The following is a 23,443-nucleotide window of genomic DNA, read 5'->3' on the forward strand; positions in this document are numbered from 1 at the left end:
CAATATTCCTTAAGTGAGCGCGTCGTTGAGCGCCGCATTGAGCGCGGCAAGACCCTTCTTGAGCCCGCCCTTGAGGTGCACGCGCAGCGCGCGCCGGCCGCGTTCCGTGAGCACGTCGAAATCGCCGCGCGCCTGCGCCGCCTTGATCACGCCGAAGCTGGCCTTCTGGCCCGGCACCTGGAGGTCCTTGGTGTCGTCAGCGGTGATCTGGAGGAATACGCCGCTGTCGGGTCCGCCCTTGTAGGCCTGCCCCGTCGAGTGCAGGAAGCGCGGTCCGAACTCGGCGCAGGTCGCGACATGCCGCTTCTCGCGCACCTCGAGCCGCATGGCCTGCAGCGCATCGATCGTGGCCTTGTCGCGCACGACATAGCCGAGCAGGGCGACATAGTCCCCATCGCCCGAGCGCGACAGATGCGCCTTCAGCCAGGATCTGAGATCGCCATTGGCGCCGGCGGCGCGGAGCGCCGTGGCGTTGGCGTCATCGGTGTAGAGATCGGCCTCGTTCGTGCTCACCACCGGCTTCTCCGCCGGCAGCGCGCCGGTCTTTTCGAACGATGCCGTGAGCTCGCGGGTCTTGATCTTGGCCGCCTCCACGTCGGGCTGGTCGAACGGGTTGATGCCGAGGACCGAGCCCGCAACCGCCGTTGCCATCTCGAAGCGGAAGAACTCCTGGCCGAGATGCTCGATCGACTTCATGACGATGCGTACGACGGGATGTCCTGCGGCCTCGATCCCGGCGAGAGCCGAGTCATGCGCCGCGTCCGCCTCGCCTTCGATGCGGATGTCGATGAAGAAGCGGTCGTTGCCGTAGACGGAAGGGGCGCCCAGCGGCTCGCCCTCGATCGGGATCAGGCCCTTGCCGTCCTTGCCGGTCGATTCCGCGATCAGCTGCTCGGCCCAGGCGCCGAAATCGGCGATCTTCTTCGACGCCAGGATTGTCACCTTGTCGCGGCCTTCGAGCCCGGCGAGGCCCATGGCAAGGCCGAGCTGCACGCCGGGGTTCTCGCTCGGCGGCACGTCCGGTCCGCAGGAGCGCGCCATAGCCAGCGCATGCTTGACGAACGTCTTGACGTCGATGCCGGCGGTTGCCGCCGGCACCAGGCCGAACGGCGACAGCACCGAATAGCGGCCGCCGATCGAGGGCTCGCCATGGAAGATGCGGGCGTAGTTCAGCTTCTTCGCCGCCTTCTCCAGCGATGAGCCCGGATCGGTCACCGCGATGAAGCGATGGCCGGTCTTCACCTTGGGCCCGACCGCCTTGGCAACCTGCTCGTGGAAATAGTCCTTCATCGCGTTCGGCTCGGTGGTGCCGCCCGACTTGCTCGAGACGATGAACACGGTGTTGGCGATGTCGATCTTCGATTCCATCGCCCGCACCTGCGCCGGATCGGTGGAGTCGAGCACATGCAGCTTGGGGAAGCCGGGCTTCTTGCCGAAGGTCTCGGCCAGCACTTCAGGGCCGAGGCTCGAGCCGCCCATGCCGAGCACGACGGCGTCGGAGAATTTCTGGCCCTTCACCCGGCCGGCATAATCCTCGTAGTCGGCCACGTCGGCCTTGGCGGCGCTGTCGAGCCAGCCGAGCCATTTGTCTTCGTCCGCACCGGTCCAGACCGACTTGTCGCGCTGCCACAGCCTGCGGATCTTGGCCGATGTGCGCCATTCCTCGGTGCTCTTGGCCAGCGCCTTGCCGAGGCCCTCGCCAAGCGACAGCTGCTGGCGGTCGATCGCCGGTCCAAGCACGGTGGCGCGCTTGTGGGCGACCGCGCCGTAGAGCTTGTCGGCGGCGTCCGCGAACAGCTTGACGCCGTCCTTGACCAGTTCCTCGGCGATCGCATCGAGCGAGATGCCGGAGCGCTCCAGCTCCTCCAGCACGCGCCTCGCGTCGTCGACGTTCTCCTCCAGGCTGTCGCGCGGCTTGCCGTGGTCGCGGAACGCATCCAGCGTCGCCGGCGGCACGGTGTTGATGGTGTCGGGGCCGATCAGCTCCTCGACATAGAGGACGTCGCTGTAATCCTTGTTCTTGGTGCCGGTCGAGGCCCACAGCATGCGCTGCGGCTTGGCACCCTTGGCGGCGAGCTTGTCCCAGCGGGGACCTGCGAACAGGCGCTTGTAATCCTGGTAGGCGACCTTGGCGTTGGCGATCGCGACCTTGCCCTTGAGTGCGGCGAGCCGCTCCTTCTCGGATGGATCGTTGGCGCGGGCGATCTTCTCGTCGAGCTGCTTGTCGACCACGGAATCGATGCGGCTCACGAAGAAGCTCGCCACGCTCGCGACATGGGAGGGGTCGCCGCCCCCGGCGACGTATTTTTCGAGGCCCGCGATGTAGGCTTCTGCGACCTGAAGGTAGACCGCCTTGGAGAACAGCAGCGTGATGTTGATGCTGATGCCCTCGCCGATCAGCGTCTCGATCGCCGGCAGGCCCTCTGGCGTTGCCGGCACCTTCACCATCAGGTTCTTGCGGCCGACGTCCTTCCAGAGCCGCCGCGCCTCGGCCACGGTGCCTGATGTGTCCATGGCGAGATAGGGCGAGACCTCCAGGCTGACATAGCCGTCGCCGCCCTTGAGGCGGTCGTAGACCGGGCGGAGCACGTCGGCGGCGTTCTGGATGTCCTCGACCGCGACGGCCTCGAACAGGTCGGCCACGGTCCGGTCGCCGCGCTTCAGCGCCTTGCCGATCGGGGCGTCGTACTCGTCCGAGCTGCCGATCGCCTTCTCGAAGATCGAGGGATTGGAGGTGACGCCCTTGACGCCGTCGGTGTCGATCAGGCGCTTCAGGTCGCCCTTGGCGATGAAGCCACGGGCCAGGAAGTCCAGCCAGACGGCTTGTCCGTGCTTTTCCAGTTCTTTGACGGGATTCATGATGCTTATTTATCTCCAAGCCTGCGGGCGAGGGGTTTCCGCGCCGGTCCTGACGCGCTATCCTCTAGCTTACATGCGCACCTGAGGGAACCAATCAAGGGTACAGGCGTCATACCCTCCAGTGTAACTCCGTCGCGATCATGGCGATCCGGGCGGCAGTAGCGGTTGTTGCGGAAAAAGTCGTTGGCCGACGATCGGCCGGGGTCTGGTTGCGTAACGTCGGCCGCGCGTTGTCAGTCCGTCTTGTCAGCCGGCGTTTGCGTCGAGTGCCATCAGCGGAGTCCAATCCGTCTGGTGCATCGTGGCTCGGCCGCGAATGGCCATGCTGGGGGAAGGCATGCAGGCAAAAGCTGACGGTCTTGCGTTCGCCGTCGCCAATGGTCCGGTCGCGCCGACCGGAGGCGCCGACACGTCCTACGATCTCGAAGTGGGCCCATGTACCAGCCCGCTCCGCCTGCTGGTCGCGGTCGGCTTTGCCATGACCCTGTTCAGCGCGACCCTTGCGTTCGACTGGTGGGGCGGGCTTGGCGACTACGACACGATGGCCGGATTTGCCGGCGTCGTGGTGTTCTCCCTGACGACGATCCGGCTGATCTGGATGCTTCCCACCGAACGGGGAGCAGTGGTGGTCGTCACCCCCTACGGCATCCGCGATCTCCGCATCGGCAATGAATTTCTGCCGTGGGACTCGATTGCGGAGATTTCGGCTGAACAACGCCGCGGCCACATGACGATCGTGCTGACGCCGACGCCGGCCTTGCTGCGGCAGCTCCGCAGCATCCGCAATCTGGCCCGCCGCGCGGAGAGCGATCGTATCCTCATCCGGTCGGAGGGGCTGGCGGCCGATTTTGATACAGTGCTGCGTGCCTGCCGCGACGCTCACGCTGCCAGCACGCCGCGCACCGCATTGCAGCAGGAAGATGAACGCGGCACTCAAGGCTTCGCCGTACAAGCGTCATAAGATCGCCGTTCGCGGATCGCTATGCTGCAACGCCGGATGGACGCATCCCCGGTAACGCCCGGATGTTGCGACCAAGTGACATTTTCTGGAAATGAGCCAATATAGACAGAGATTCGCACAAATTACGGGCATGTGCCTGTTCGTAACTCAACGAGTGCCTACGTTGTGCGTTGCGTCGTGTTGGCACCCGGGTGTCCAATGATCGTCATGTGCTCACGCTGATTCGAAACGGCCTGAGGAACGGTCCGGTAACTGCTTTCGTTTCAGCTTGTGGCGGAACTCACGCGGAGAGGGATCATGTACAACGATTCTCTATTCAACGCTTTCGCTCGGTCGTTCGAGGCGAGAAGCCAGCACGACATGTCGATGGCGGAATATCTGGAATCGTGTCGAAGCGATCCCATGAAATACGCGAACGCGGCCGAACGACTGCTAGCAGCGATCGGAGAACCCCAGACGATTGACACGGCCAAGGACCCACGCCTTGGCCGTATTTTTTTGAACCGCACGATCCGTACCTATCCGGCCTTCGCCGGCTTCTACGGCATGGAAGAAACCATCGAGCGCATCGTCGGTTTCTTCCGCCACGCGGCGCAGGGCCTGGAGGAGCGCAAGCAGATCCTCTATCTGCTCGGGCCGGTCGGCGGCGGCAAGTCTTCGCTGGCCGAGCGGCTGAAGTCGCTGATGGAGGTGCATCCCATCTACGTGCTCAAGGCCGGCGACGAACTCTCGCCCGTGTTCGAGAGCCCGCTCAGCCTGTTCGATCCCGATCAGCTCGGCCCGATGCTGGAAGAAAAGTACGGCATTCCGCGCCGTCGTCTCACCGGCCTGATGAGCCCGTGGTGCTACAAGCGGCTTGAGGCCTTCGGCGGCGACATCTCGCAATTCCGCGTCGCCAAGATCCAGCCGTCGCGGCTGCGCCAGATCGGAATCGCCAAGACCGAGCCCGGTGACGAGAACAACCAGGACATCTCCTCGCTGGTCGGTAAGGTCGACATCCGCAAGCTCGAGACCTACGCGCAGAACGATCCCGACGCCTACAGCTATTCCGGCGGCCTCAATCGCGCCAACCAGGGCGTGCTCGAGTTCGTCGAGATGTTCAAGGCGCCGATCAAGATGCTGCACCCGCTGCTCACCGCGACGCAGGAGGGCAACTATATCGGCACCGAGAACATCGGCGCGATCCCGTTCACGGGCGTCATTCTCGCACACTCGAACGAAGCCGAGTGGGCGAGCTTCAAGTCCAACAAGAACAACGAGGCCTTCATCGACCGCATCTGCGTGATCAAGGTGCCTTACTGCCTGCGCATCACGGAGGAGCAGAAGATCTACGAGAAGCTGATCCAGGGCTCCGAGCTCGCATCGGCGCCTTGCGCGCCGTCGACGCTGGAGACGCTGGCGCGTTTCTCGGTGATGTCGCGCCTGCGCAAGCACGAGAATTCCACGATATATGCCAAGATGCGGGTCTACGACGGCGAGAGCCTGAAGGAATCCGATCCGAAGGCGCGCAGCGTGCAGGAATATCGCGACGCCGCCGGCGTCGACGAAGGCATGGACGGCGTCTCGACCCGCTTCGCCTTCAAGATCCTGGCTGCCACCTTCAACCACGACCCGCAGGAGGTCGCCGCCGACGCCGTGCATCTGATGTACGCGCTGGAGCAGTCGATCCGCCGCGAGCAGCTGCCGGAGGAAGTCGAGAAGCGCTATCTCGAATTCATCAAGGCCGACCTTGCGCCGCGCTACGCCGAGTTCATCGGCAACGAGATCCAGAAGGCGTATCTGGAATCCTACTCGGATTACGGCCAGAACCTGTTCGACCGCTATGTCGACTATGCGGATGCATGGATCGAGGACCAGGACTTCAAGGATCCCGACACCGGCCAGCTGCTCGATCGCGAATTGTTGAACCAGGAATTGACCAAAATCGAGAAGCCGGCGGGCATCGCCAACCCCAAGGACTTCCGCAACGAGGTCGTCAAATTCTCGTTACGCTCCCGGGCCCAGAACGGCGGCAAGAATCCGACCTGGACCTCCTACGAGAAGATTCGCGACGTGATCGAAAAGAGGATATTCTCCCAGGTCGAGGATCTGCTTCCGGTCATCTCCTTCGGCTCGAAGAAGGACGGCGAGACGGAGAAGAAGCACGGCGAGTTCGTCGCACGCATGGTGGAGCGCGGCTACACCGAGCGTCAGGTTCGCCGGCTCGTCGAATGGTACATGCGCGTGAAGCAGGCCGGTTGAGGCGGATGGGAGGCGAATGGTAAAGTGCCCATTCACATTATTGACAGGCGCCTGAATCCAGGCGGCAAGAGTCTTGAGAACCGCCAGCGGTTCTTGCGTCGGGCCAAATCCCTGGTGCAGGGCGCCGTCAAGAAGACCTCGCAGGAACGCGACATCAAGGACGTCCTGGAGGGGGGCGAAGTCACGATCCCCCTCGACGGCATGCACGAGCCGCGCTTCCGCCGCGAAGGCGGCACGCGCGACATGGTGCTGCCCGGCAACAAGAAGTTCATCGAGGGCGACTATCTGCAGCGCTCGGGCCAGGGCAGCGCCAAGGATTCCGGCCCCGGCGAAGGCGACAGCGAGGACGCGTTCCGCTTCGTGCTGAGCCGTGACGAGTTCGTCGACCTCTTCCTCGACGATCTCGAGCTGCCGGATCTCGCCAAGCGCAAGATCGCGCAGACCGAAAGCGAGGGCATCCAGCGCGCCGGCTACACCACGTCGGGCTCGCCTGCCAACATCTCGGTGAGCCGGACGGTGAAGCTCGCGCTGGCCCGCCGCATCGCGCTCAAGCGTCCGCGCAAGGACGAGATCGAGGAGCTGGAGGCGGCGATCGCCGCCTGCACCGACGAGGACGAGCGCGAGGTGCTGCTCGCCCGGCTCGAAAAGCTCCAGGCGAAGACCAAGCGCATCCCCTTCATCGACCCGCTCGACATCCGCTACCGCCGCTACGAGAAGGTGCCGCGGCCGGTGGCCCAGGCGGTGATGTTCTGCCTGATGGACGTCTCGGGCTCGATGTCCGAGCACATGAAGGATCTCGCCAAGCGCTTCTATATGCTGCTCTACGTGTTCCTGAAGCGCCGCTACAAGCATGTCGAGATCGTCTTCATTCGTCACACCGACCGCGCCGAGGAAGTGGACGAGCAGACCTTCTTCTACGGTCCGGCCTCGGGCGGCACGCTGGTCTCCAGCGCGCTGCAGGCGATGCACGAGATCGTGCGCGAGCGGTTCAATCCCTCGGACTGGAACATCTACGCCGCACAAGCCTCCGACGGCGACAATTCCTATTCCGATGGCGAGCTCACCGGCATGCTGCTGACCGACAAGATCCTGCCGGTCTGCCAGTTCTTTGCCTATCTCGAGGTCGGGGAATCAGGCGGCAGCGCCTTCGATCTCTCCGACTCCTCGCTCTGGACTCTCTATGAGCGCCTGCGCAACGGCGGCGCGCCGCTCTCGATGCGCAAGGTCTCGGAACGCAGCGAGATATTTCCGGTGTTCCACGATTTGTTTCAGCGTCGCGAAACTGCCCAGGAGAAGGCCGCTCCATGACGGAACGATTGTTCGAAGGCGCGGATTGGGATTTTCACACCTTGCAGCGCATCACCGATGCCTGCGAGGAGGTGGCGCTGAAGGATCTCGGGCTCGACGTCTATCCGAACCAGATCGAGGTGATCACCGCCGAGCAGATGCTGGATGCCTATTCCTCCGTCGGCATGCCGCTGTTCTACAAGCATTGGTCGTTCGGCAAGCATTTTGCGTTCCACGAGGCCTCCTATCGCAAGGGCCTGATGGGGCTCGCCTATGAGATCGTGATCAACTCCTCGCCCTGCATCTCCTACCTGATGGAGGAGAACACGGCGACGATGCAGACGCTGGTGATCGCCCACGCCGCCTTCGGCCACAACCATTTCTTCAAGAACAATTACCTGTTCAAGCAGTGGACCGACGCCGACGGCATCCTGGACTATCTCGACTTCGCCAAGAACTACGTCATGCAATGCGAGGAGCGTTACGGCCGCGTCGAGGTCGAGCGCACGCTGGACGCCGCGCACGCGCTGATGTCGCATGGCATCGACCGCTATCCCGGCAAGAAGAAACTGGATTTGCGCGCCGAGGAGAAGCGGGCAGGGCGCCGCCGCCAGCATGAGGAGGAGGTCTTCAACGACCTCTGGCGCACCGTGCCGGCCGGCAAGAGCAAGAGCCGCTCCGCGCTGTCGGTCGAGCGCCGCCGCAAGCTGCTTGGCCTGCCGCAGGAAAACCTGCTCTACTTCCTGGAGAAGAGCGCGCCGCGGCTGGCGCCGTGGCAGCGGGAGCTTTTGCGCATCGTTCGCCACATCGCGCAATATTTCTACCCGCAGAGCCAGACCAAGGTGATGAACGAGGGGACGGCGACCTACGTCCATTATCGCATCATGACCAAGCTGCATCAGCAGGGCCGCATCACCGACGGCAACTTCCTCGAATTCCTAGGGTCACACACCAACGTGGTTTTCCAGCCCGAATTCGACGACCCGCGGTTCTCCGGCTTCAATCCCTATGCGCTCGGCTTTGCGATGATGCAGGACATCGAGCGCATCGTCACCAATCCGGAGGCCGAGGACCGCGAGTGGTTCCCCGACATCGCCGGCAAGAACGACGTCATGGGCGTGCTGCGCGACGTCTGGGCCAATTACCGCGACGAAAGCTTCATCGGCCAGTTCCTGAGCCCGAAGTTGATGCGGCACCTCCGCATGTTCCACCTGCACGACGATCCCGAGGAGCGCGCCGGCATCCGCGTCGATGCCATTCACGACGAGCGCGGCTTCCGCCGCGTTCGCCGCGAGCTGGCGCGGCAGCACGATGTCGGCTACATCGACGCCAATATCGAAGTGGTCGACGTCGATCTCTCCGGTGATCGCCGCCTGATCCTGCACCACCACGTCATCAAGGGTTCGCAGCTCAACGAGACCGACGCCAAGCGCGTGTTGCAGCATCTCGCCGATCTCTGGACCTACGATGTCGCGCTGATCGAGGTCGACGCCAACGACAAGGTTTTGCGCGAATACGTCGTGAGCCCGCGCCCGATTCCCGCCGCGGTGGCGTGAGGTGCCGACGCGGCGCCCAAACTCGCCCGCGGCTCATCCTTCGAGACGCCCGCCTTTGGCGGGCCCTCAGGATGAGGACGGAGTGTGTGGCTGCAACTTCAAAACAGAGACGCTGATTAGCCTCATCCTGAGGAGACCGCGAAGCGGTCGTCTCGAAGGACGAGGCGCTTGCTCCGGCCGCTACCCAAGCACTTGCATCGGCCCGAAAAGCTCTATGCCGACCGCTTCCTCACCGGCTTCTTCTTCACCTTGCTCGCATTCAGCTCCACCGCCGCGCGGATCAGCGCCTTCAGCGCCTTCTCGTTGATCTTCTCGCCTTCGCGAATGTCGATCGCGCGGCGCACATTGCCGTCGAGGCTGGAGTTGAACAGGCCTGCCGGGTCGTCCAGCGCCGCGCCCTTGGCAAAGGTCAGCTTCACGACCTCCTTGTAGGTCTCGCCGGTGCAGATGATGCCGTCGTGCTCCCACACGGGCACGCCGCGCCACTTCCATTCCTCGACGACATCAGGGACGGCCTGCTTGATCAGGCCGCGGACCCGCGCCAGCATCTCGCCGCGCCAGTCGCCGAGCTCCTTGATCCTGCCGTCGATCATCCTGGAGGGCGAGGCTCCGTCCGTCGCCTTCGCCGCGCTCTTCTTCGCCACCGCCTTCTTCATGACCTCGCCTCACCATGCGCGCTGCGCCGACCGAGATAAGGCAGTGCGAACAGATAGAGCCCGGTCGCGAGCAGCGGGACCAACGGCACGAGCGCCAGGAAGCCGATCCAGGCGGCATCGAGCTGCATGATCATGGCGACGATATTGGCGATCACCGCGAGGGTAAAGGCGATGGACAGCCAGCGATGGGTTTGTCGAATCCACATGGTCAACGGACCTCCTTTGCAAGGGTTGGAATGGACGCGTCTAGCCAGACCGCGCCAGCAGCTCGTCCAGCTTGTTGAAGAACTGCTTCCAGCCGGCATGCGCGCCGCCAAAGGCCTGCTTCTGCGTCGGGCTGAAGCCGGCCTGCTCGACGCGCAGATGCGTGCCGGCGCTGGTCGGCGTCAGCGTGAAGGTCACGACGCTTTTCAGGTCGAACGCGGCATCCTCGTGCGAGAAATTCCAGGTGTAGGCGAGCGTCTTCTGCGGCTCGATGGTGAGCACCTCGCAGTCCAGTACGCCGCCCCATTCGCCGCGCAGGTTGAAGCGATGGCCGACGGTCGGCTTGAAGTCGTTCTTCATCAGCCATTCCTCGATCAGATGCGGCTGCGTCAGCGCGCGCCAGAGCCGTTCGGGCGGGAAGGCGAATTCGCGCTCGACGATCACCGAGCGTGTTTGGCCCGAGGTTCCAGTCATTGGTCCATCCTCTTCAGGAGATCGTCGAGTGCGTCGAGCCGCCTCTGCCAGAAGGAGGCCATCTGGCTGGTCCAGTCGATCAGCGGATCGAGCGCGCCGGGCTGCGCGCTGTAATGGGTCTGCCGTCCCTCATGCCGGTCGCGCACGAGGCCCGCCTGCTTCAGTGCGCCGAGATGTTTTGACACCGCCGGCTGGGAAACGCCCGAAGTCGCCGTCAGTGCCCCGACCGTCTGCTCGCCCTCGCGGCACAGCCGCTCGAAGATCGCCCGCCGCGTGGGGTCGGCGAGCGTCCTGAACAGGAGGTCGGGAGCGGGTGCCATGGAGGATCCATAACCAGGAAGTTATGGATAAACTCATAACTGGCGGGTTATGGATATGTCAAGAGCGGTAGGGAAATGATGGTGGCTCGCGCGGCCCTCTCTCCCGTCATTGCGAGGAGCCCTTGCGACGAGGCAATCCAGACCGTCTCCGCGAAGGGATTCTGGATTGTCTCGCGGAGCCTGTCATCGGGCCGCGCTTCGCGCGGACCCGCACAGCAATGACGGGGCTGCAGCAATCTCACGGCCGCAAATAGAGATACCCCTGCGACTGCAGCTCGGCCAACCGAACTACGCCGCCCTTTTCTGCGCTGACGAAGCCCGGCAGCAATTCCTTCAACGTGACGTTCTGCGCCTTCATCGTGTTGCCGCAGGCCGCTAACTCGACGCCGTCCTTGGAGAATTCACCGACGCGCTTGCTGAGATCGGAATTGGCCTGCGCGGCGTGAAACGCCTTCAGCGCGGGTCCGTGGATCACCAGCGCGATCGTGACATGCTCGGGGCCGCCGACGCCGTCGATGTGGTTCTGGATGTTGCCGAGCACGAAATTGACCTTCTCGGCGTCGCTGAGGTGATAGACGACCTTCAGCTTGTTGCCGGCGCCCGGGTCCGTCGCGGCCTTTGCGCTGGAGGCGCCGAGCGCCGCGCCCAAGGTCGAGATGGCGCTCCACAGGATGTTGCGGCGGTTCATGGCGATCTCCTTCAAGCCTGGCATCGCCGGACAGATATCACTTGTGACGCAGCGCGGCGAGTTCCTTGCGGTCGGTCACCAGCCCAGCGCATTCGCTGGTGTCAGTGCGGTCGAGGCGGAAGATTTTGTCGTCGGCGCCGGCGACCAGCGATTGCTCCGCCTCGTCGTCCGGCTTGTTGTTCTGCCAGACCCGGACCTGCTCAAGCCGGACGATGGCAGATTTGTTGTCCTTGGACAGCGCCACTTCGATGCCGCCACCTTCGCAGTCGACGCCGCAGCCCATGCGCACCTCGTCGCCCTGGCTGAGCAGCACCGCGTGGCTGCCGCACGAGCCGCTGGAATCGAAATCGCCGGAGCGGTGACGGTAGCGAAAGCCCAGGCGGAAGGAATTATGCAGCCGCTTGTCCTCCTTGTCGGCTTCCGCCGAGATCAGCAGCTTCATGGACGCGACCTTCTGCTTGGGATGCCGCGCCAGATGCTCGGCGTCATAGCGACGGACGAAGCAGGCATAGGCCTTGTCGCCCGGCGTCGCCCCATAGAGCCGCGCATTGAAGGCGTCGGCCTCGGCGTTTGTGGTCTCCCGGACCTTGTCGGAGTCTTCGGCATGGGCGACGCCGACGAAGGCGGCAAGGGCGAGCGGCAGGACAAGAGCAAGCTTCATGATCGCATCTTCGCGTTTGAACCAACATCGACCCGCAACGGCAGGAGCCGACTGGCGGTTAGTCGCAGGCGGCGGGCGGCGCGTTCAAGCCCTCCCGGCCGCAGGTCTTGTGGGCAGCCTCGCGCAAGGTTCCAGTCTTAACAGACTGGAAGGATGAGGGTTGGTAAACCCCCGGGTGCTGCAGATGACTGGTGGCGGTCAACATGTCCGTAAGTCAGAACTTGCCCAACCTTGCGATCGGCTATTCGGTGCTGCGGCTGCTGAAGATGCTCGCGGCCGGCGTGCTGCTGACGCTTGTGTGCGCCGCGATCGCGTTCAACTGGTTTCACGTCAAGACCGTCTCCGAATTCCAGATCGCGGGTAGTTTTCTTGGCGTCGTGGTGTTCGGCTTCGTGACCTGCAGGACGCTATGGCGCCTTGTCTCGACCCGGCAGCCGGTCCTCTTCATCACCCGCGTCGGTATTCGCGACACCCGCATCGCCGATGACACCATCTCCTGGAGGTCCGTGCGGGACATCTCGGCCTGGCAGTTTCGCAGTCAGGTGATCGTGGTGCTCAAGCTCGATCCGCTGATCGCCGACCGTTTCGACGTCGGTCTGCTGAAGCGCATCGTCTCGATGATGAACAAGGCGGTGGGCGCGGAGGGCATGGTGATCAATCCCGGCGGCCTGACCATGGACGGCGAAACGCTGCTGGAAACCTGCAAGCAATATTGGAAGGCCGGCCGCCTGGCCTATACGGCCCAGCCCAAGACCGAACCCGAGCCTGCCCATTAGAGCAGTGCCCTGCGATCGTCGGGAAGAGAGGACCGACGCCGCCAATTCGTCAGCGCAGGCTGGCGTTGATCTTGTCCAGCACTGCCGAGCCTGGGCACAGCGTGTCCGCTTCCAGCGTGTTGAGCGGGGTCTCGACCGTATTGAGATGCTCGTGCAGATCCTCCGCATCGGGATCGACGTACAGAAGCCCGGTGACGATCTGCCCCTTGGCGGCGTGCCGTGCGAGGAAGGTCTGGGCACCGAGCCGGTCGTGCGGATCGTAATCGGCGTCGATCTTGCGCAGCGCGATCTTGCTGCCGTCATGCTGCTCGACCACCTGCACCGTGCCCGGGGCGTAGTCCACCGCGATGGGATCGCGGCCGACCAGCACGTCGAGCCGGTTCACGGCGTCGTTGTGCTCGCGGACATAGTCGAAGCTCTTGGTCGAGCCGGCATGGTTGTTGAAGGCAATGCAGGGGCTGATGACGTCGATGAAGGACGCGCCCTTGTGGCGGATCGCGGCCGCGATCAGCGGCACCAGCTGGGTCTTGTCGCCGGAGAAAGAGCGCGCGACGAAAGTCGCCCCCAACTGCAGCGCGATCGCGACGAGGTCGATGGCGTTGTCGGTATTGGTGACGCCCTTCTTGCTCTTCGAGCCGCGGTCGGCGGTGGCCGAGAACTGGCCCTTGGTCAGGCCATAGACGCCGTTATTCTCGACGATATAGGTCATGTTGACGCCGCGCCGGATCGAATGCGCGAACTGGCCGAACCCGATCGAGGCGGAATCGCCGTCGCCGGAGACGCCGAGATAGATCAAATCGCGGTTGGCGAGATTGGCGCCCGTGAGCACGCTTGGCATGCGGCCGTGCACGGAGTTGAAGCCGTGCGAATTGCCGAGGAAATAATCCGGCGTCTTCGACGAGCAGCCGATCCCGGAGATCTTCGCCACCCGATGCGGCTCGATCGAGAGCTCGTAGCAGGCCTCGATGATCGAGGCCGTGATCGAATCGTGGCCGCAGCCCGCGCACAGCGTCGATATTTTTCCTTCGTAGTCGCGATGCGTGTAGCCGAGCTCGTTCTTCTTCAGCCCGGGATGATGGAATTTCGGCTTTGCAATGTAGGTCATGCGAGCACCTGCGATCCCAGCCGCGTCATGGCCGGGCTTGTCCCGGCCATCCACGTCTTGGCGGCAAGGAAGAAAGGCGTGGATGCCCGGGTCAGGCCCGGGCATGACGAAGGAGAGAGTAAAGTGTATGTCATGACACGGCCTTGCGGAGCGGGGTCACCTTGAGGTGATCCTGGTGGTCGCCAATGGCTTTTGCGATATAGCGGGCGGTGATCGGGGTGCCGTCATAGTGCACGATCGGCACCAGCCGCACCGGATCGATGCCGTTCTCGTTGACGATGAGCTGACGGAGCTGGCTGTCGCGGTTCTGCTCGACCACGTAGACGAAATCGTGTTCGGCGAGGAAGCTCGCGACGCTGGAGTGGAACGGGAAGGCGCGGATGCGCAGGCGGTCGAGCTGATGCCCGCGTGCTTCCAACAAGCCAATCGCCTCGTCCATCGCCGGCGAGGTTGAGCCGAAATAGATCACGCCATATTTGGTCGGCCGCTCCGCATTGGCCTGCAGCGGCCGCGGCACCAGGTCCTGCGCGGTCTCGAACTTGCGCACCAGGCGCTGCATGTTGTCTGCATAGACCGAGCCTTCCTCGGAGTAGCGGGCATAGCGATCGCGCGACGTGCCGCGGGTAAAGTAGGAGCCCTTGGTCGGATGCGTGCCGGGATAGGTGCGGTAGGGAATGCCGTCGCCATCGACGTCGAGATAGCGACCGAAGTCGCGGCCTTCTTCCAGCATCTCCGCGGTCATCACCTTGCCGCGGTCATATTGCTTGGCGTCGTCCCACTTCAGCGGACGGCAGAGCCGGTGGTTCATGCCGATGTCGAGGTCGAGCATCAGGAAGATCGTGGTTTGGAGACGTTCGGCAAGATCAAAGGCGGCGGCTGCGAATTCGAAGGCTTCGGCCGGGTCCTCCGGGAACAGCAGCACATGCTTGGTATCGCCATGCGAGGCATAGGCGCAGGCGATGATGTCGCATTGCTGGGTGCGCGTCGGCATGCCCGTGGAGGGGCCGGCGCGCTGGATGTTCATGATCACGGCCGGGATCTCGGCAAAGTATGAAAGGCCGATGAACTCGGTCATCAGCGAGATGCCGGGACCGGAAGTGGCCGTGAAGGCACGCGCGCCGTTCCAGGAGGCGCCGATCACGATGCCGATGGAGGCCAGTTCGTCCTCGCCCTGCACGATCGCGTATTTCGCCTTGCCCGTTTCCGGATCGTGCCGGTACTTCTTGCAATGGGCGGTGAAGGCCTCCGCCACCGACGAGGACGGCGTGATCGGATACCAGGCGCACACCGTGGCGCCGCCATAGACGGCGCCGAGCGCGGCGGCGCTGTTGCCCTCGATGAAGATGCGGTCGCCGACCTTGTCGGACTTCTTGACGCGCAGTCCCAGCGGACATTTCAGGTTCTGCAGCGCCCAGTCGCGGCCGAGATGCAGCGCGTGGACGTTGGAGGAGAGCAGCTTCTCCTTGCCCTTGTACTGCTCGCCGATCAGCTGCTCGATCAGCTTGGGGTCCATGTCGAGCAGCGCCGAGAGCGCACCGAGATAGATGATGTTCTTGAACAGCTGGCGCTGGCGCGGATCGGTATAGGTCGAGTTGGTGATGGCAGTCAGCGGCACGCCGATCACGGTGATGTCGTCGCGGAACTTGGTCGACGGCATCGGCTTGGTGGAGTCGTAGAACAGATAGCCGCCGGGTTCGATGCCGGCGACGTCCTTGTCCCAGGTCTGCGGGTTCATCGCCACCATCATGTCGACGCCGCCACGGGCGCCCAGATGACCCTCTTCGGTCACCCGCACCTCGTACCAGGTCGGCAGGCCCTGGATGTTGGAGGGGAAGATGTTGCGCGGGGACACCGGAACGCCATGGCGCAGGATCGCGCGGGCGAACATCTCGTTGGCGCTGGCCGAGCCCGAGCCGTTGACGTTGGCGAAGCGGACGACGAAGTCGTTTACGCTGCTGATCGGCTTTTTGTCGGACATGTCGAACCTGCGTGGGTCATCTCGATGAAATATTTCTGCATGTCCCAGGCTCCGGTGGGACAACGCTCGGCGCACAGCCCGCAATGCAGGCAGACGTCCTCGTCCTTGACCATCACGCGCCCGGTCTTGAGATCCGAGGAGACGTAGAGGTCCTGATCCGGATGCGCGGAGGGGGCCTTCAGCCGCTGGCGCAGATCGCCTTCCTCGCCGTTGGCGGTGAAGGTGATGCAGTCCATCGGACAGATGTCGGCGCAGGCATCGCACTCGATGCAGAGCGAGGTCGAGAACACGGTCTGCACGTCGCAGTTCAGGCAGCGATGGGCTTCGCCGAGCGCGAGCTTGACGTCGTAGCCGAGCTCGACCTCGGCGCGGATGTCCTTCAGCGCGACCACCTTGTCGCGATGCGGCACCTTGAAGCGCTTGTCGATGGAGACGTCGTTGTCATAGCTCCATTCGTGGATGCCCATCTTCTGCGACGACACCTCCACGTCGGGCAGCGGGCGCTCGGTAATGTCCTCGCCCGAGAGCATCTTGTGGATCGACAGCGCCGCATCATGGCCGTGCGCGACCGCCCAGATGATGTTCTTCGGGCCGAACGCGGCGTCGCCGCCGAAGAAGACCTTTGGATTGGTCGAGACGAAGGTCTTCGGATCGACCTTTGGCATGTGCCATTTGTCGAACTCGATGCCGCAATCCTGCTCGATCCACGGGAAGGCATTCTCCTGGCCGACCGCGACCAGCACGTCGTCGCAGGGAATGGTCTGATCCGGGTCGCCGGAGGGAACGAGGTTACGGCGGCCCTTGGCGTCGTATTCGGCTTTCACCTTCTGGAAGGTGACGCCGGTGAGCTTGCCGTTGTCGTGGATGAACGCGACGGGGACCATGAAGTTGAGGATCGGGATGTCCTCGTGAAGGGCGTCTTCCTTCTCCCAGGGCGAGGCCTTCATCTCCTCGAAGCCCGAACGCACGATGACCTTGACGTCTTCGCCGCCGAGCCGGCGTGCGGTGCGGCAGCAATCCATTGCGGTGTTGCCGCCGCCGAGCACGATCACGCGCTTGCCGATCTTGTCGATATGGCCGAACGAGACCGAGGCCAGCCACTCGATGCCGATATGGATGTTGCCAGCGGCCTCTTTCCGGCCGGGAATGTCGAGCTCGCGGCCGCGCGGCGCGCCGGAGCCGACGAAGATCGCGTCATATTTCTCCGCGAGCAGCGACTTCATGCTCTCGATGCGGTGCCCGCCCTTGAACTCGACGCCGAGACCCAGGATGTAGCCGGTCTCCTCGTCGATGACGGAATTGGGCAGGCGGAATTTCGGGATCTGCGTCCGCATCATGCCGCCGGCTTCGGGATCGCCGTCGAACACGGTGCAGTGATAGCCGAGCGGTGCCAGATCGCGCGCCACGGTCAGCGAGGCCGGGCCGCCACCGACGAGGGCGACGCGCTTGCCGTTCTTTGGTGCCGGGCGCGGCAAGCGCTGCTTGATGTCGTCCTTGAAGTCGGCCGCGACGCGCTTGAGGCGGCAGATTGCGACCGGCGTCTCCTCGACGCGTCCGCGCCGGCACGCCGGCTCGCAGGGACGATCGCAGGTGCGTCCCAGGATTCCGGGAAACACGTTCGATTTCCAGTTGATCATGTAGGCGTCGCTGTAGCGCCCTTGTGCGATCAATCGGATGTACTCGGGAACCGGGGTGTGTGCAGGACAAGCCCATTGGCAATCGACCACTTTGTGAAAGTAGTCGGGGGCCGCAATATCGGTCGGTTTCATTCCTACCCTCGTCCGCGCAGGCTCAAAGACCCGGCGGCCTTTTCTTTGAGCTTGTCGGCGCTTAACGCGCGGCGATCTGGTTTCTGAATGACGTCATTGGGTTAGCTTATTAGAACCGTTCCCAAGTACAACGGCAAAGTTTCGCAGGTCCCCGCTTTCATGGGGGCCACGCGCGCATAGCATTAACGCGCCGCGCGAAGCATGCGGCGGCGCAATATGTTGCGCTGCAGATGAGCGATTCAGCCGCTCGCGATATCGCTCTTCGCGAGGTCCCACATCAGGCTGTAGGTGCCGACGGAGACCGGAAGCGGGAAGGGCGCTGCAGCCGGTCCGGTGAAACGTTCGGCAATGACGGCCGAGACGGCGCCGACATGCGTGCCGTCGATCAGCACGAACCAGTCGCGCGCGCCTTCGTTGCGCACTGCCGGAATACCCGCCATTGCGCCCGACAATTCCGGCTCGCTCTCGAGCAGGTGCATCGAGATGATGCCTTCGCGATTCCCGGGAACCAGCTTTTCTTGCAGTGCATCACGCCATGGGCCGGCGTTATCCGGTGTCGGCCGCAGCCGCACGAGGCCAAGCGCGGCGCCGCGTCCGGTGCCGATGCTGATCGTGATGCGCGCGACCACGCGCAGCATGTCCTTGAAACGTGCCATGCACCGCCGCGACCAATCGGTCTGATTGGCGAGCCGCGCCCGGTAGGCGGGGCTGTCGAGCACGTCGAGCGTCTCGGTCGAGTACAGCGAGAGATATTTGGGGTTGGCTGCATGCGCGACATAGCGCCGCGCTTCGAGAAATCCGTCGATCGCGACGCGCTCTTCGAGGTGTTCGCGATCGTACCAGCGGTTGAAATCGGCCTCATCGGCCGCGTCGATATTCATCGACGTCAGCAGCATGCCTTTCCCGGCGAGCGGCATCTTCTTGCTGTCCTTCCTCCGCGCATTAGCGCGCGGCCTTCGACGCGAGGTCGGCGATCGACTTCATCACCGCGTCCCTCACGCCGGCATCATAGAGCGAATGTCCGGCTTCTTCCACGATGCGAAGCTCGGAACCCGGCCAAACTTTCGCGAGAGCATAGGACGTCTCGGGAGGACACAACAGGTCGTAGCGGCCCTGCACGATAATGCCGGGAATGCCTTCGAGCCGGCCCGCGTTCCGCAGCAACTGGTCTTCGTTCATGAAGCTGTCATTGACGAAATAATGCGCCTCCATGAACGGCGTGGCCGGCAGCGTCCGCCAGACGTTCAGCGTGGCGAGATCGAGCCGCGTCTTCGCCGCCTTATGCTCCGACAGGGCGCGCTCGGCGTCGTGCCAGGCCCGCGAGGCAGGTCCGTGAACGGCAGGATCGGGATCGAGGATGCGGCGATAGTAAGCTTCGACCGGCCGGTCCCGCTCTTCCAGCGGGAGCACGCTCAGAAAATCTTCGGACAGCGCGGGATAGAATTGCGGCAGGCGCACCGTGAACGCCGTCTCCACTTCCGCCCGCGTACCGAGGAACGTCGCGCGCAGCGCAATGCCGGAGACGCGCTCGGGATGCGCCTGCGCATACGCCAGCGCCAGCGTCGCTCCCCAGGAGCCGCCGACCACCATCCAGCGGTCGAAGCCGAATTTCTCGCGGATCTTCTCCATGTCCGCGATCAGGTGCGCCGTGGTGTTGTGCTCGCGCGAGCCCTTGGGCCGGCTGCGGCCGCAACCGCGCTGGTCGAACAGCACCGCACAGAAGCGGTCGGGGTCGAACAGGCGGCGATGGTCGGGCTGACAGCCGCTCCCCGGTCCGCCGTGCAGATAGATCGCGGGGATGCCGTCGCTGCGGCCGACACTTTCGACGTAGAGTTCGTGGCCGTCGCCGACGTCGAGCATGTCGGAGGTCAGCGGCGCAAAGGGATCGGCGCGCCGGACTGCTTCCTTGGCCGCCGTGCCCGCGTCGGCGTCAGGTCCCATTATCGGATTCCAGGGTGCCGCCGGCGAAGTTGCGATAGAGGAAGCGGCTGGTTTCGCCCGCGGCCTCGGCTTCCGCCTGCTTGAAGATGGTCTCGTGCAGCGGCGACAGCGCGCAGGCGGGATCGGTGTTGGCGGCATCGCCGGTCAGCGCGAAGGCCTGGCAGCGACAGCCGCCGAAATCGATCTCGCGGAATTCGCAGGATTTGCACGGCTCCTTCATCCAGCCGGTGCCGCGATAGCGGTTGAAGGCCTCCGAGTTCTGCCAGATCCAGGCGATCGAATGGTTGGAGCGCACCGACAAGAAATCGAGCCCGGTGATGCTCTCGGCGGCGTGGCACGGCAGCACCTTGCCGGCGGGCGAGATGTTGAAGAACTGCCGGCCCCAGCCGCCCATGCATTTCTTCGGCCGCAGCGCGTAGTAGTCAGGTACGACATAGTCGATCGTCAGCCGGCCCTTCAGGCGCTCGCGCGCGGCCTCGACGATGTCAGTGCACGCGTCCAGCTGCGCCACCGTCGGCATCAGCGCCGCGCGGTTCTTCAGCGCCCAGCCGTAATACTGGACATTGGCGACCTCGAGCCGGTCGGCGTCGAGATCGACGGACATCTGGATGATGTCGGGGAGCTGATGCAGATTCTGCCGATGCATCACCGCGTTCACGGTGAGCGGCAGATCGAGCTCGCGCGTCCATCTGGCGACTTCGAGCTTCTTGCGGTGGCCGCCCTTGTAGCCGGCGACGCGGTCGGCGAGCCCTTCCTCGATGCCCTGGAAGGAGATCTGCACGTGGCAGAGCCCGGCTTCGGCAAGCTCGCTCAGCCGCTCCCGCGTCAGCAGCACGGCCGAGGTGATGAGGTTGGTGTAGAGCCCGACGTCGGTGGCATGCTTCACCAGCTCGACCAGGTCCTTGCGCGCCGTCGGCTCGCCGCCGGAGAAGTGCACCTGCAGCACGCCGATCTCGGCGAGCTCGCCCAAGACCTTCTTCCATTCCTCCGTGGTCAGCTCCTTGCCCGAGCGGTCGAGCTCGACCGGATTGGAGCAATAGGGGCATTGCAGCGGACAGCGATGGGTGATCTCGAGCAGAACGGCGAGCGGAATGCCGAAGGTCTCCGCCGTCGAGCGCTGCTTCTCCAGCACCGCGAGGCTGTCGCTGGCTTCGGGAGGGATGTTCGGGAGCACGTCGCTCATGGCGTCTTCTCCCTGATCTCGGTGAGAAAGCCCTTGTCGGCAAGATCCTGCAGCATGACGACGACGTCGGCCAGGATCGCCTCGCGGGGCGCGGCGTATTTCGCCGCAAGCTGATCGGCGATGTTGCCGACGTTGCGCTCGCCGTTGCAGAGCTGCAAGACCTCGACCGCGATCTCGTCCGGTGCAAGCACGCGTTCCGGCGCCAGGATCACCCAGACCTTGCGGGTCTCGTCATATTTCAGCTTGGCGTGCCGCGGCAGCACGGGGCGGCTCGTCTCGCTGACGCTGATGTTCCGCGGCCCGGCCATTCCCGTTCCTCTCAGCTCGCTTTGGGCACGAACGCGCCCGGCGGAATGTTGCCCTCGACATAGGCGTGCTGGAGCGCGTCGAGCTGCACCCACAGCACGTTGGTCTTGAAGATCAGCGCATTGCAGACGGAGGCGCGCTCTTCCGGCGTCCTCGCATGCGTCCTGACGTAGTCGAGCGCGAAATTGGCATCGCGCGGCGCCTGCGTCAGGCGGCGCTTGAAGTAGCTCATGGTGTCGGGGTTGACGAAGTCGTAATGCTGCAACATGCCGGCGATGCGCTCTTCGTGGATGCTCGGCGCGAACAGCTCGGTCAGCGAGGAGGCGATCGCCTCCAGCGGGCTTTTCTCGCGGCAGTAGTGCACGTAAGCCTCCACCGCGAAGCGCGTCGCCGGCAAGATGCCTTCGGTGGATTCCACGTAGGCCGTGTCGAGCCCGAGGCCCTCGGTCAGCTTGATCCAGCGCTCGATGCCGCCCTCGCTGCCGACGTCGCCGTCATGGTCCTCGATGCGGTGGCGCCATTCCAGGCGCGTGGCGCGGTCGCGGAAGCGCGAGATCACCACCGCGTCCTTGATCGGGATCGTGCTCTGGTAATAGTAGCGGTTCAGGGCCCAGGCCTGCACCTGGCCCTTGTTCAGCTTGCCGCCGTGCAGCAGCTTATGGAACGGATGCAGGCTGTGATAGCGCGTCGCCCCGATGTGGCGCAGCGTCGCCTCGAGCTCCTCGGCCGAGTTGAGCTTCAAATCCTTCCCGATCGAGAGCGCAGTCATTCCCGTCATTGACGTCGTCACAGCACGATCTCCGTTCCATCCGCGGGAATCTGCCATCCCGCCTGTTCAGCAGTCTTGCGTTCAGCCGAGGCGGGCAGCAGCGCCGGGTTCGAGTTGTTGATATGCAGGAACAGCTTCCTGCCGATCTTGAGGTCGGCGAGCCGCGCGATCGCACCGTCGTCGCCGGACATCGCGACATGTCCCATGCTCTTGCCGGTTTTGTGGCCGAGGCCGCACCGGATCATCTCGTCGTCGGTCCAGACCGTGCCGTCGAAGAACACCAGCGAAGCGCCGTCGATCTCGGCCTTGAGCGCGTCGGTGATCTCGGCACAGGCCGCGAGGAAATAGAAACACTTGCCGGTCGCCTTGTCGGTGATCTTCAGCCCCAGCGTATCGCCGTCGCCGCTCTCGCCGCCGGGGTGTACCTTGCCTTCCAGATACCAGGCCGACTTGCCGGGCACTGCGAAGGGCAGCACCTCCAGCCCGGAGCGTGCGCCGTCGGTCAGTCGCGGCTCGAACGGCTCGTTGATCCCGATCGGCTGGCGCCGCACATGCTTCTCGTTCAGCACGTTGAAGATGCTGTTGCTGGCAAGGATCGCCAGCACCTTCCCATGCGCATAGATGGTGAACGGCGAACTCTCGCGCATTGACAGCAGGCCCGCCACCGCATCCACTTCGCTGTTGGTGAGGATCACACCGGCGATCGGCGTATGGCGTAGCGCCCCGGCCTTGGGGTGCAGCTGCGGCGTGGCATTCAACTGCTGGCGCAGGTCGGGGGAGGCGTTGATCAGGAACCAGTTCTCGCCGTCACCGCTGAAGGCGACCGAGGCCTGCGTCCGGTGCAGCTCAGGTCCGCCATTGCGGGCCGCCCGGCAGCCCTCGCAGCCGCAATTCCACTGGGGAACTCCGCCGCCGGCTGCGGCGCCCAGGACGACGACGCGAAGCATAATCCGTCTCCTGGAAGGAACACGCGCGGTGGATCTCAGGCCGACACGAATGCCATCGTGACCGAAAGATCCACCGGCGCAGAACGCGAGTTTGCCAACCGGCTTACTTGCGGGTGGCGCTCACATACATGTTGATTTCCATGCCACAAGGCACTTCGACGATCTTCGGGGCTTTCCATGCCATTTCGGCTCTCCATTTTTGCGAATTCGGACGTATCCGCCCACCCGATAAACTAATGCCGGCCGAGAAGTTCGCCAGTGAAATTTTCCCGGACATAGGTAGTAGGCGTGCGGAATTGCTGCACTGCAAAGAGAGCGTATTGCGGCCGTAAAGATGCCATAGGCAAACTGCCGATAGGTCGTGATACCTGTCGGGATAAACGAGTTGTGAGTAAGGAACGGCTTCCAATCGGCTACAGGCGACCCCATTGGATCAGGCATGCCCAGATATTTCTTCAACACCCGCATCGGCGACGAATTGATCGTGGATCCTGACGGCGAGGATCTGCGCAACCCCGATGGCGCCTGGGAGGTCGCCCGCCAGATGATCCTGGAAGTGGTGAAGTCGGAGGGCACCCAGCGCGCGTTGCTCGAGGCCGTGATCGAGGTGACTGACACCGAAGGCGAGATCGTCCTGGAGTTTCCCTTCACCGAGGCCCTGCTGGACATCCCGGACCCCTCCGCGACGCGGCATTAGGAGGGGCGCGGCTAGCTGCCTCCGCTGGAGGACACCGCTCTCTCCCCGTCATTGCGAGGAGCCCT

General features: G+C 63.9%; 23 protein-coding genes. 6 read left to right on the forward strand and 17 right to left on the reverse strand.

The window, feature by feature from the left end; translation table 11 throughout:
* Positions 1-9 precede the first annotated feature (9 nt).
* Positions 10-2,859: a bifunctional transaldolase/phosoglucose isomerase gene (locus TSA1_RS23140; protein ID WP_100178346.1), complete on the reverse strand. Its 2,850-nt coding sequence runs from the start codon at positions 2,857-2,859 to the stop codon at positions 10-12.
* Positions 2,860-3,175: 316 nt separating this feature from the next.
* Between TSA1_RS23140 and TSA1_RS23145 the strand changes: the two genes are divergently transcribed.
* The 4 genes from TSA1_RS23145 to TSA1_RS23160 all read left to right on the forward strand — a co-directional run bounded on the left by TSA1_RS23145 (position 3,176) and on the right by TSA1_RS23160 (position 8,904).
* Positions 3,176-3,820, forward strand: a complete 645-nt coding sequence (locus TSA1_RS23145) for a hypothetical protein (protein WP_100178347.1) — start codon at positions 3,176-3,178, stop codon at positions 3,818-3,820.
* Between the two features lie 297 nt (positions 3,821-4,117).
* Complete coding sequence (locus TSA1_RS23150) at positions 4,118-6,061, forward strand: PrkA family serine protein kinase (protein WP_100178348.1); 1,944 nt, start codon at positions 4,118-4,120, stop codon at positions 6,059-6,061.
* Positions 6,062-6,091: 30 nt separating this feature from the next.
* Entirely contained in the window at positions 6,092-7,369 is a 1,278-nt protein-coding gene (locus TSA1_RS23155) for a YeaH/YhbH family protein (RefSeq protein ID WP_174719330.1), read from the forward strand.
* The gene (locus tag TSA1_RS23160) at positions 7,366-8,904 is read left to right on the forward strand and encodes a SpoVR family protein (RefSeq protein ID WP_100178350.1); all 1,539 of its coding nucleotides are present in this window, start codon (positions 7,366-7,368) and stop codon (positions 8,902-8,904) included. Before TSA1_RS23155 ends, TSA1_RS23160 begins: the two co-directional genes overlap by 4 nt.
* A 212-nt stretch (positions 8,905-9,116) precedes the next feature.
* Here the strand turns inward: TSA1_RS23160 and TSA1_RS23165 are convergent, their stop codons facing one another.
* The 6 genes from TSA1_RS23165 to TSA1_RS23190 form a co-directional block, all read right to left on the reverse strand.
* Positions 9,117-9,560, reverse strand: a complete 444-nt coding sequence (locus tag TSA1_RS23165; RefSeq protein WP_100178351.1) for a DUF1801 domain-containing protein — start codon at positions 9,558-9,560, stop codon at positions 9,117-9,119.
* Positions 9,557-9,766, reverse strand: a complete 210-nt coding sequence (locus tag TSA1_RS23170) for a hypothetical protein (RefSeq protein ID WP_100178352.1) — start codon at positions 9,764-9,766, stop codon at positions 9,557-9,559. The genes TSA1_RS23165 and TSA1_RS23170 overlap by 4 nt, the downstream gene beginning before the upstream one ends.
* A 40-nt stretch (positions 9,767-9,806) precedes the next feature.
* Positions 9,807-10,238 carry an SRPBCC family protein gene (locus TSA1_RS23175; RefSeq protein WP_100178353.1) on the reverse strand — a complete coding sequence of 144 codons (432 nt, stop codon included), beginning with the start codon at positions 10,236-10,238 and terminating at the stop codon, positions 9,807-9,809.
* Positions 10,235-10,558 carry an ArsR/SmtB family transcription factor gene (locus tag TSA1_RS23180; RefSeq protein WP_100178354.1) on the reverse strand — a complete coding sequence of 108 codons (324 nt, stop codon included), beginning with the start codon at positions 10,556-10,558 and terminating at the stop codon, positions 10,235-10,237. Before TSA1_RS23180 ends, TSA1_RS23175 begins: the two co-directional genes overlap by 4 nt.
* Positions 10,559-10,796: 238 nt before the next feature.
* Entirely contained in the window at positions 10,797-11,246 is a 450-nt protein-coding gene (locus TSA1_RS23185) for a DsrE family protein (protein WP_100181295.1), read from the reverse strand.
* Between the two features lie 37 nt (positions 11,247-11,283).
* The gene (locus TSA1_RS23190; RefSeq protein ID WP_100178355.1) at positions 11,284-11,907 is read right to left on the reverse strand and encodes a hypothetical protein; all 624 of its coding nucleotides are present in this window, start codon (positions 11,905-11,907) and stop codon (positions 11,284-11,286) included.
* A gap of 203 nt (positions 11,908-12,110) precedes the next feature.
* Between TSA1_RS23190 and TSA1_RS23195 the strand changes: the two genes are divergently transcribed.
* On the forward strand, positions 12,111-12,683 hold the full coding sequence (locus tag TSA1_RS23195) for an STM3941 family protein (RefSeq protein ID WP_100181296.1): 573 nt from the start codon (positions 12,111-12,113) through the stop codon (positions 12,681-12,683).
* 49 nt (positions 12,684-12,732) lie between these two features.
* Here the strand turns inward: TSA1_RS23195 and TSA1_RS23200 are convergent, their stop codons facing one another.
* The 10 genes from TSA1_RS23200 to pqqA form a co-directional block, all read right to left on the reverse strand.
* Positions 12,733-13,788 carry a 2-oxoacid:ferredoxin oxidoreductase subunit beta gene (locus tag TSA1_RS23200; RefSeq protein WP_100178356.1) on the reverse strand — a complete coding sequence of 352 codons (1,056 nt, stop codon included), beginning with the start codon at positions 13,786-13,788 and terminating at the stop codon, positions 12,733-12,735.
* A gap of 130 nt (positions 13,789-13,918) precedes the next feature.
* Complete coding sequence (locus TSA1_RS23205) at positions 13,919-15,766, reverse strand: 2-oxoacid:acceptor oxidoreductase subunit alpha (protein WP_174719037.1); 1,848 nt, start codon at positions 15,764-15,766, stop codon at positions 13,919-13,921.
* A complete protein-coding gene (locus tag TSA1_RS23210; protein WP_100178358.1) occupies positions 15,736-17,535 on the reverse strand; it encodes an FAD-dependent oxidoreductase in 1,800 nt (599 codons plus the stop codon). Before TSA1_RS23210 ends, TSA1_RS23205 begins: the two co-directional genes overlap by 31 nt.
* Before the next feature lie 239 nt (positions 17,536-17,774).
* Positions 17,775-18,452: a DUF4286 family protein gene (locus TSA1_RS23215; RefSeq protein ID WP_100178359.1), complete on the reverse strand. Its 678-nt coding sequence runs from the start codon at positions 18,450-18,452 to the stop codon at positions 17,775-17,777.
* A gap of 25 nt (positions 18,453-18,477) precedes the next feature.
* A complete protein-coding gene (pip, locus tag TSA1_RS23220) occupies positions 18,478-19,476 on the reverse strand; it encodes a prolyl aminopeptidase (protein ID WP_100178360.1) in 999 nt (332 codons plus the stop codon).
* On the reverse strand, positions 19,466-20,659 hold the full coding sequence (gene pqqE, locus TSA1_RS23225) for a pyrroloquinoline quinone biosynthesis protein PqqE (protein WP_100178361.1): 1,194 nt from the start codon (positions 20,657-20,659) through the stop codon (positions 19,466-19,468). The genes pip and pqqE overlap by 11 nt, the downstream gene beginning before the upstream one ends.
* Positions 20,656-20,967, reverse strand: a complete 312-nt coding sequence (gene pqqD / locus TSA1_RS23230) for a pyrroloquinoline quinone biosynthesis peptide chaperone PqqD (RefSeq protein ID WP_100178362.1) — start codon at positions 20,965-20,967, stop codon at positions 20,656-20,658. Before pqqD ends, pqqE begins: the two co-directional genes overlap by 4 nt.
* An 11-nt stretch (positions 20,968-20,978) precedes the next feature.
* Complete coding sequence (pqqC, locus tag TSA1_RS23235; RefSeq protein WP_174719331.1) at positions 20,979-21,734, reverse strand: pyrroloquinoline-quinone synthase PqqC; 756 nt, start codon at positions 21,732-21,734, stop codon at positions 20,979-20,981.
* Between the two features lie 17 nt (positions 21,735-21,751).
* Positions 21,752-22,681: a pyrroloquinoline quinone biosynthesis protein PqqB gene (gene pqqB, locus TSA1_RS23240; RefSeq protein ID WP_100178364.1), complete on the reverse strand. Its 930-nt coding sequence runs from the start codon at positions 22,679-22,681 to the stop codon at positions 21,752-21,754.
* Between the two features lie 103 nt (positions 22,682-22,784).
* Positions 22,785-22,865 carry a pyrroloquinoline quinone precursor peptide PqqA gene (gene pqqA / locus TSA1_RS23245; protein ID WP_007595659.1) on the reverse strand — a complete coding sequence of 27 codons (81 nt, stop codon included), beginning with the start codon at positions 22,863-22,865 and terminating at the stop codon, positions 22,785-22,787.
* A gap of 255 nt (positions 22,866-23,120) precedes the next feature.
* Between pqqA and TSA1_RS23250 the strand changes: the two genes are divergently transcribed.
* Positions 23,121-23,378 (forward strand): DUF6894 family protein, encoded by a 258-nt coding sequence (locus tag TSA1_RS23250; protein ID WP_100178365.1) that lies wholly within the window; start codon positions 23,121-23,123, stop codon positions 23,376-23,378.
* The last annotated feature ends 65 nt before the right edge of the window (positions 23,379-23,443 follow it).

Origin of the sequence: Bradyrhizobium nitroreducens (assembly GCF_002776695.1) — a bacterium.
Lineage (GTDB): Bacteria > Pseudomonadota > Alphaproteobacteria > Rhizobiales > Xanthobacteraceae > Bradyrhizobium > Bradyrhizobium nitroreducens.

Excerpts from the sequence above, each read along its gene's own strand:
- TSA1_RS23145 (WP_100178347.1), top strand. The coding sequence starts at position 3,176 with ATGGCCATGCTGGGGGAAGGCATGCAGGCAAAAGCTGACGGTCTTGCG.
- TSA1_RS23190 (WP_100178355.1), bottom strand. The coding sequence starts at position 11,907 with ATGAAGCTTGCTCTTGTCCTGCCGCTCGCCCTTGCCGCCTTCGTCGGC.
- TSA1_RS23175 (WP_100178353.1), bottom strand. The coding sequence starts at position 10,238 with ATGACTGGAACCTCGGGCCAAACACGCTCGGTGATCGTCGAGCGCGAA.
- TSA1_RS23150 (WP_100178348.1), top strand. The coding sequence starts at position 4,118 with ATGTACAACGATTCTCTATTCAACGCTTTCGCTCGGTCGTTCGAGGCG.
- pqqE (WP_100178361.1), bottom strand. The coding sequence starts at position 20,659 with ATGAGCGACGTGCTCCCGAACATCCCTCCCGAAGCCAGCGACAGCCTC.
- TSA1_RS23210 (WP_100178358.1), bottom strand. The coding sequence starts at position 17,535 with ATGAAACCGACCGATATTGCGGCCCCCGACTACTTTCACAAAGTGGTC.
- TSA1_RS23205 (WP_174719037.1), bottom strand. The coding sequence starts at position 15,766 with ATGTCCGACAAAAAGCCGATCAGCAGCGTAAACGACTTCGTCGTCCGC.
- pqqB (WP_100178364.1), bottom strand. The coding sequence starts at position 22,681 with ATGCTTCGCGTCGTCGTCCTGGGCGCCGCAGCCGGCGGCGGAGTTCCC.
- pqqC (WP_174719331.1), bottom strand. The coding sequence starts at position 21,734 with ATGACTGCGCTCTCGATCGGGAAGGATTTGAAGCTCAACTCGGCCGAG.
- TSA1_RS23170 (WP_100178352.1), bottom strand. The coding sequence starts at position 9,766 with ATGTGGATTCGACAAACCCATCGCTGGCTGTCCATCGCCTTTACCCTC.
- TSA1_RS23165 (WP_100178351.1), bottom strand. The coding sequence starts at position 9,560 with ATGAAGAAGGCGGTGGCGAAGAAGAGCGCGGCGAAGGCGACGGACGGA.
- TSA1_RS23185 (WP_100181295.1), bottom strand. The coding sequence starts at position 11,246 with ATGAACCGCCGCAACATCCTGTGGAGCGCCATCTCGACCTTGGGCGCG.
- pqqD (WP_100178362.1), bottom strand. The coding sequence starts at position 20,967 with ATGGCCGGGCCGCGGAACATCAGCGTCAGCGAGACGAGCCGCCCCGTG.
- TSA1_RS23250 (WP_100178365.1), top strand. The coding sequence starts at position 23,121 with ATGCCCAGATATTTCTTCAACACCCGCATCGGCGACGAATTGATCGTG.
- TSA1_RS23195 (WP_100181296.1), top strand. The coding sequence starts at position 12,111 with ATGTCCGTAAGTCAGAACTTGCCCAACCTTGCGATCGGCTATTCGGTG.
- TSA1_RS23140 (WP_100178346.1), bottom strand. The coding sequence starts at position 2,859 with ATGAATCCCGTCAAAGAACTGGAAAAGCACGGACAAGCCGTCTGGCTG.
- TSA1_RS23215 (WP_100178359.1), bottom strand. The coding sequence starts at position 18,452 with ATGCCGCTCGCCGGGAAAGGCATGCTGCTGACGTCGATGAATATCGAC.
- pqqA (WP_007595659.1), bottom strand. The coding sequence starts at position 22,865 with ATGGCATGGAAAGCCCCGAAGATCGTCGAAGTGCCTTGTGGCATGGAA.
- TSA1_RS23200 (WP_100178356.1), bottom strand. The coding sequence starts at position 13,788 with ATGACCTACATTGCAAAGCCGAAATTCCATCATCCCGGGCTGAAGAAG.
- TSA1_RS23160 (WP_100178350.1), top strand. The coding sequence starts at position 7,366 with ATGACGGAACGATTGTTCGAAGGCGCGGATTGGGATTTTCACACCTTG.
- pip (WP_100178360.1), bottom strand. The coding sequence starts at position 19,476 with ATGGGACCTGACGCCGACGCGGGCACGGCGGCCAAGGAAGCAGTCCGG.
- TSA1_RS23180 (WP_100178354.1), bottom strand. The coding sequence starts at position 10,558 with ATGGCACCCGCTCCCGACCTCCTGTTCAGGACGCTCGCCGACCCCACG.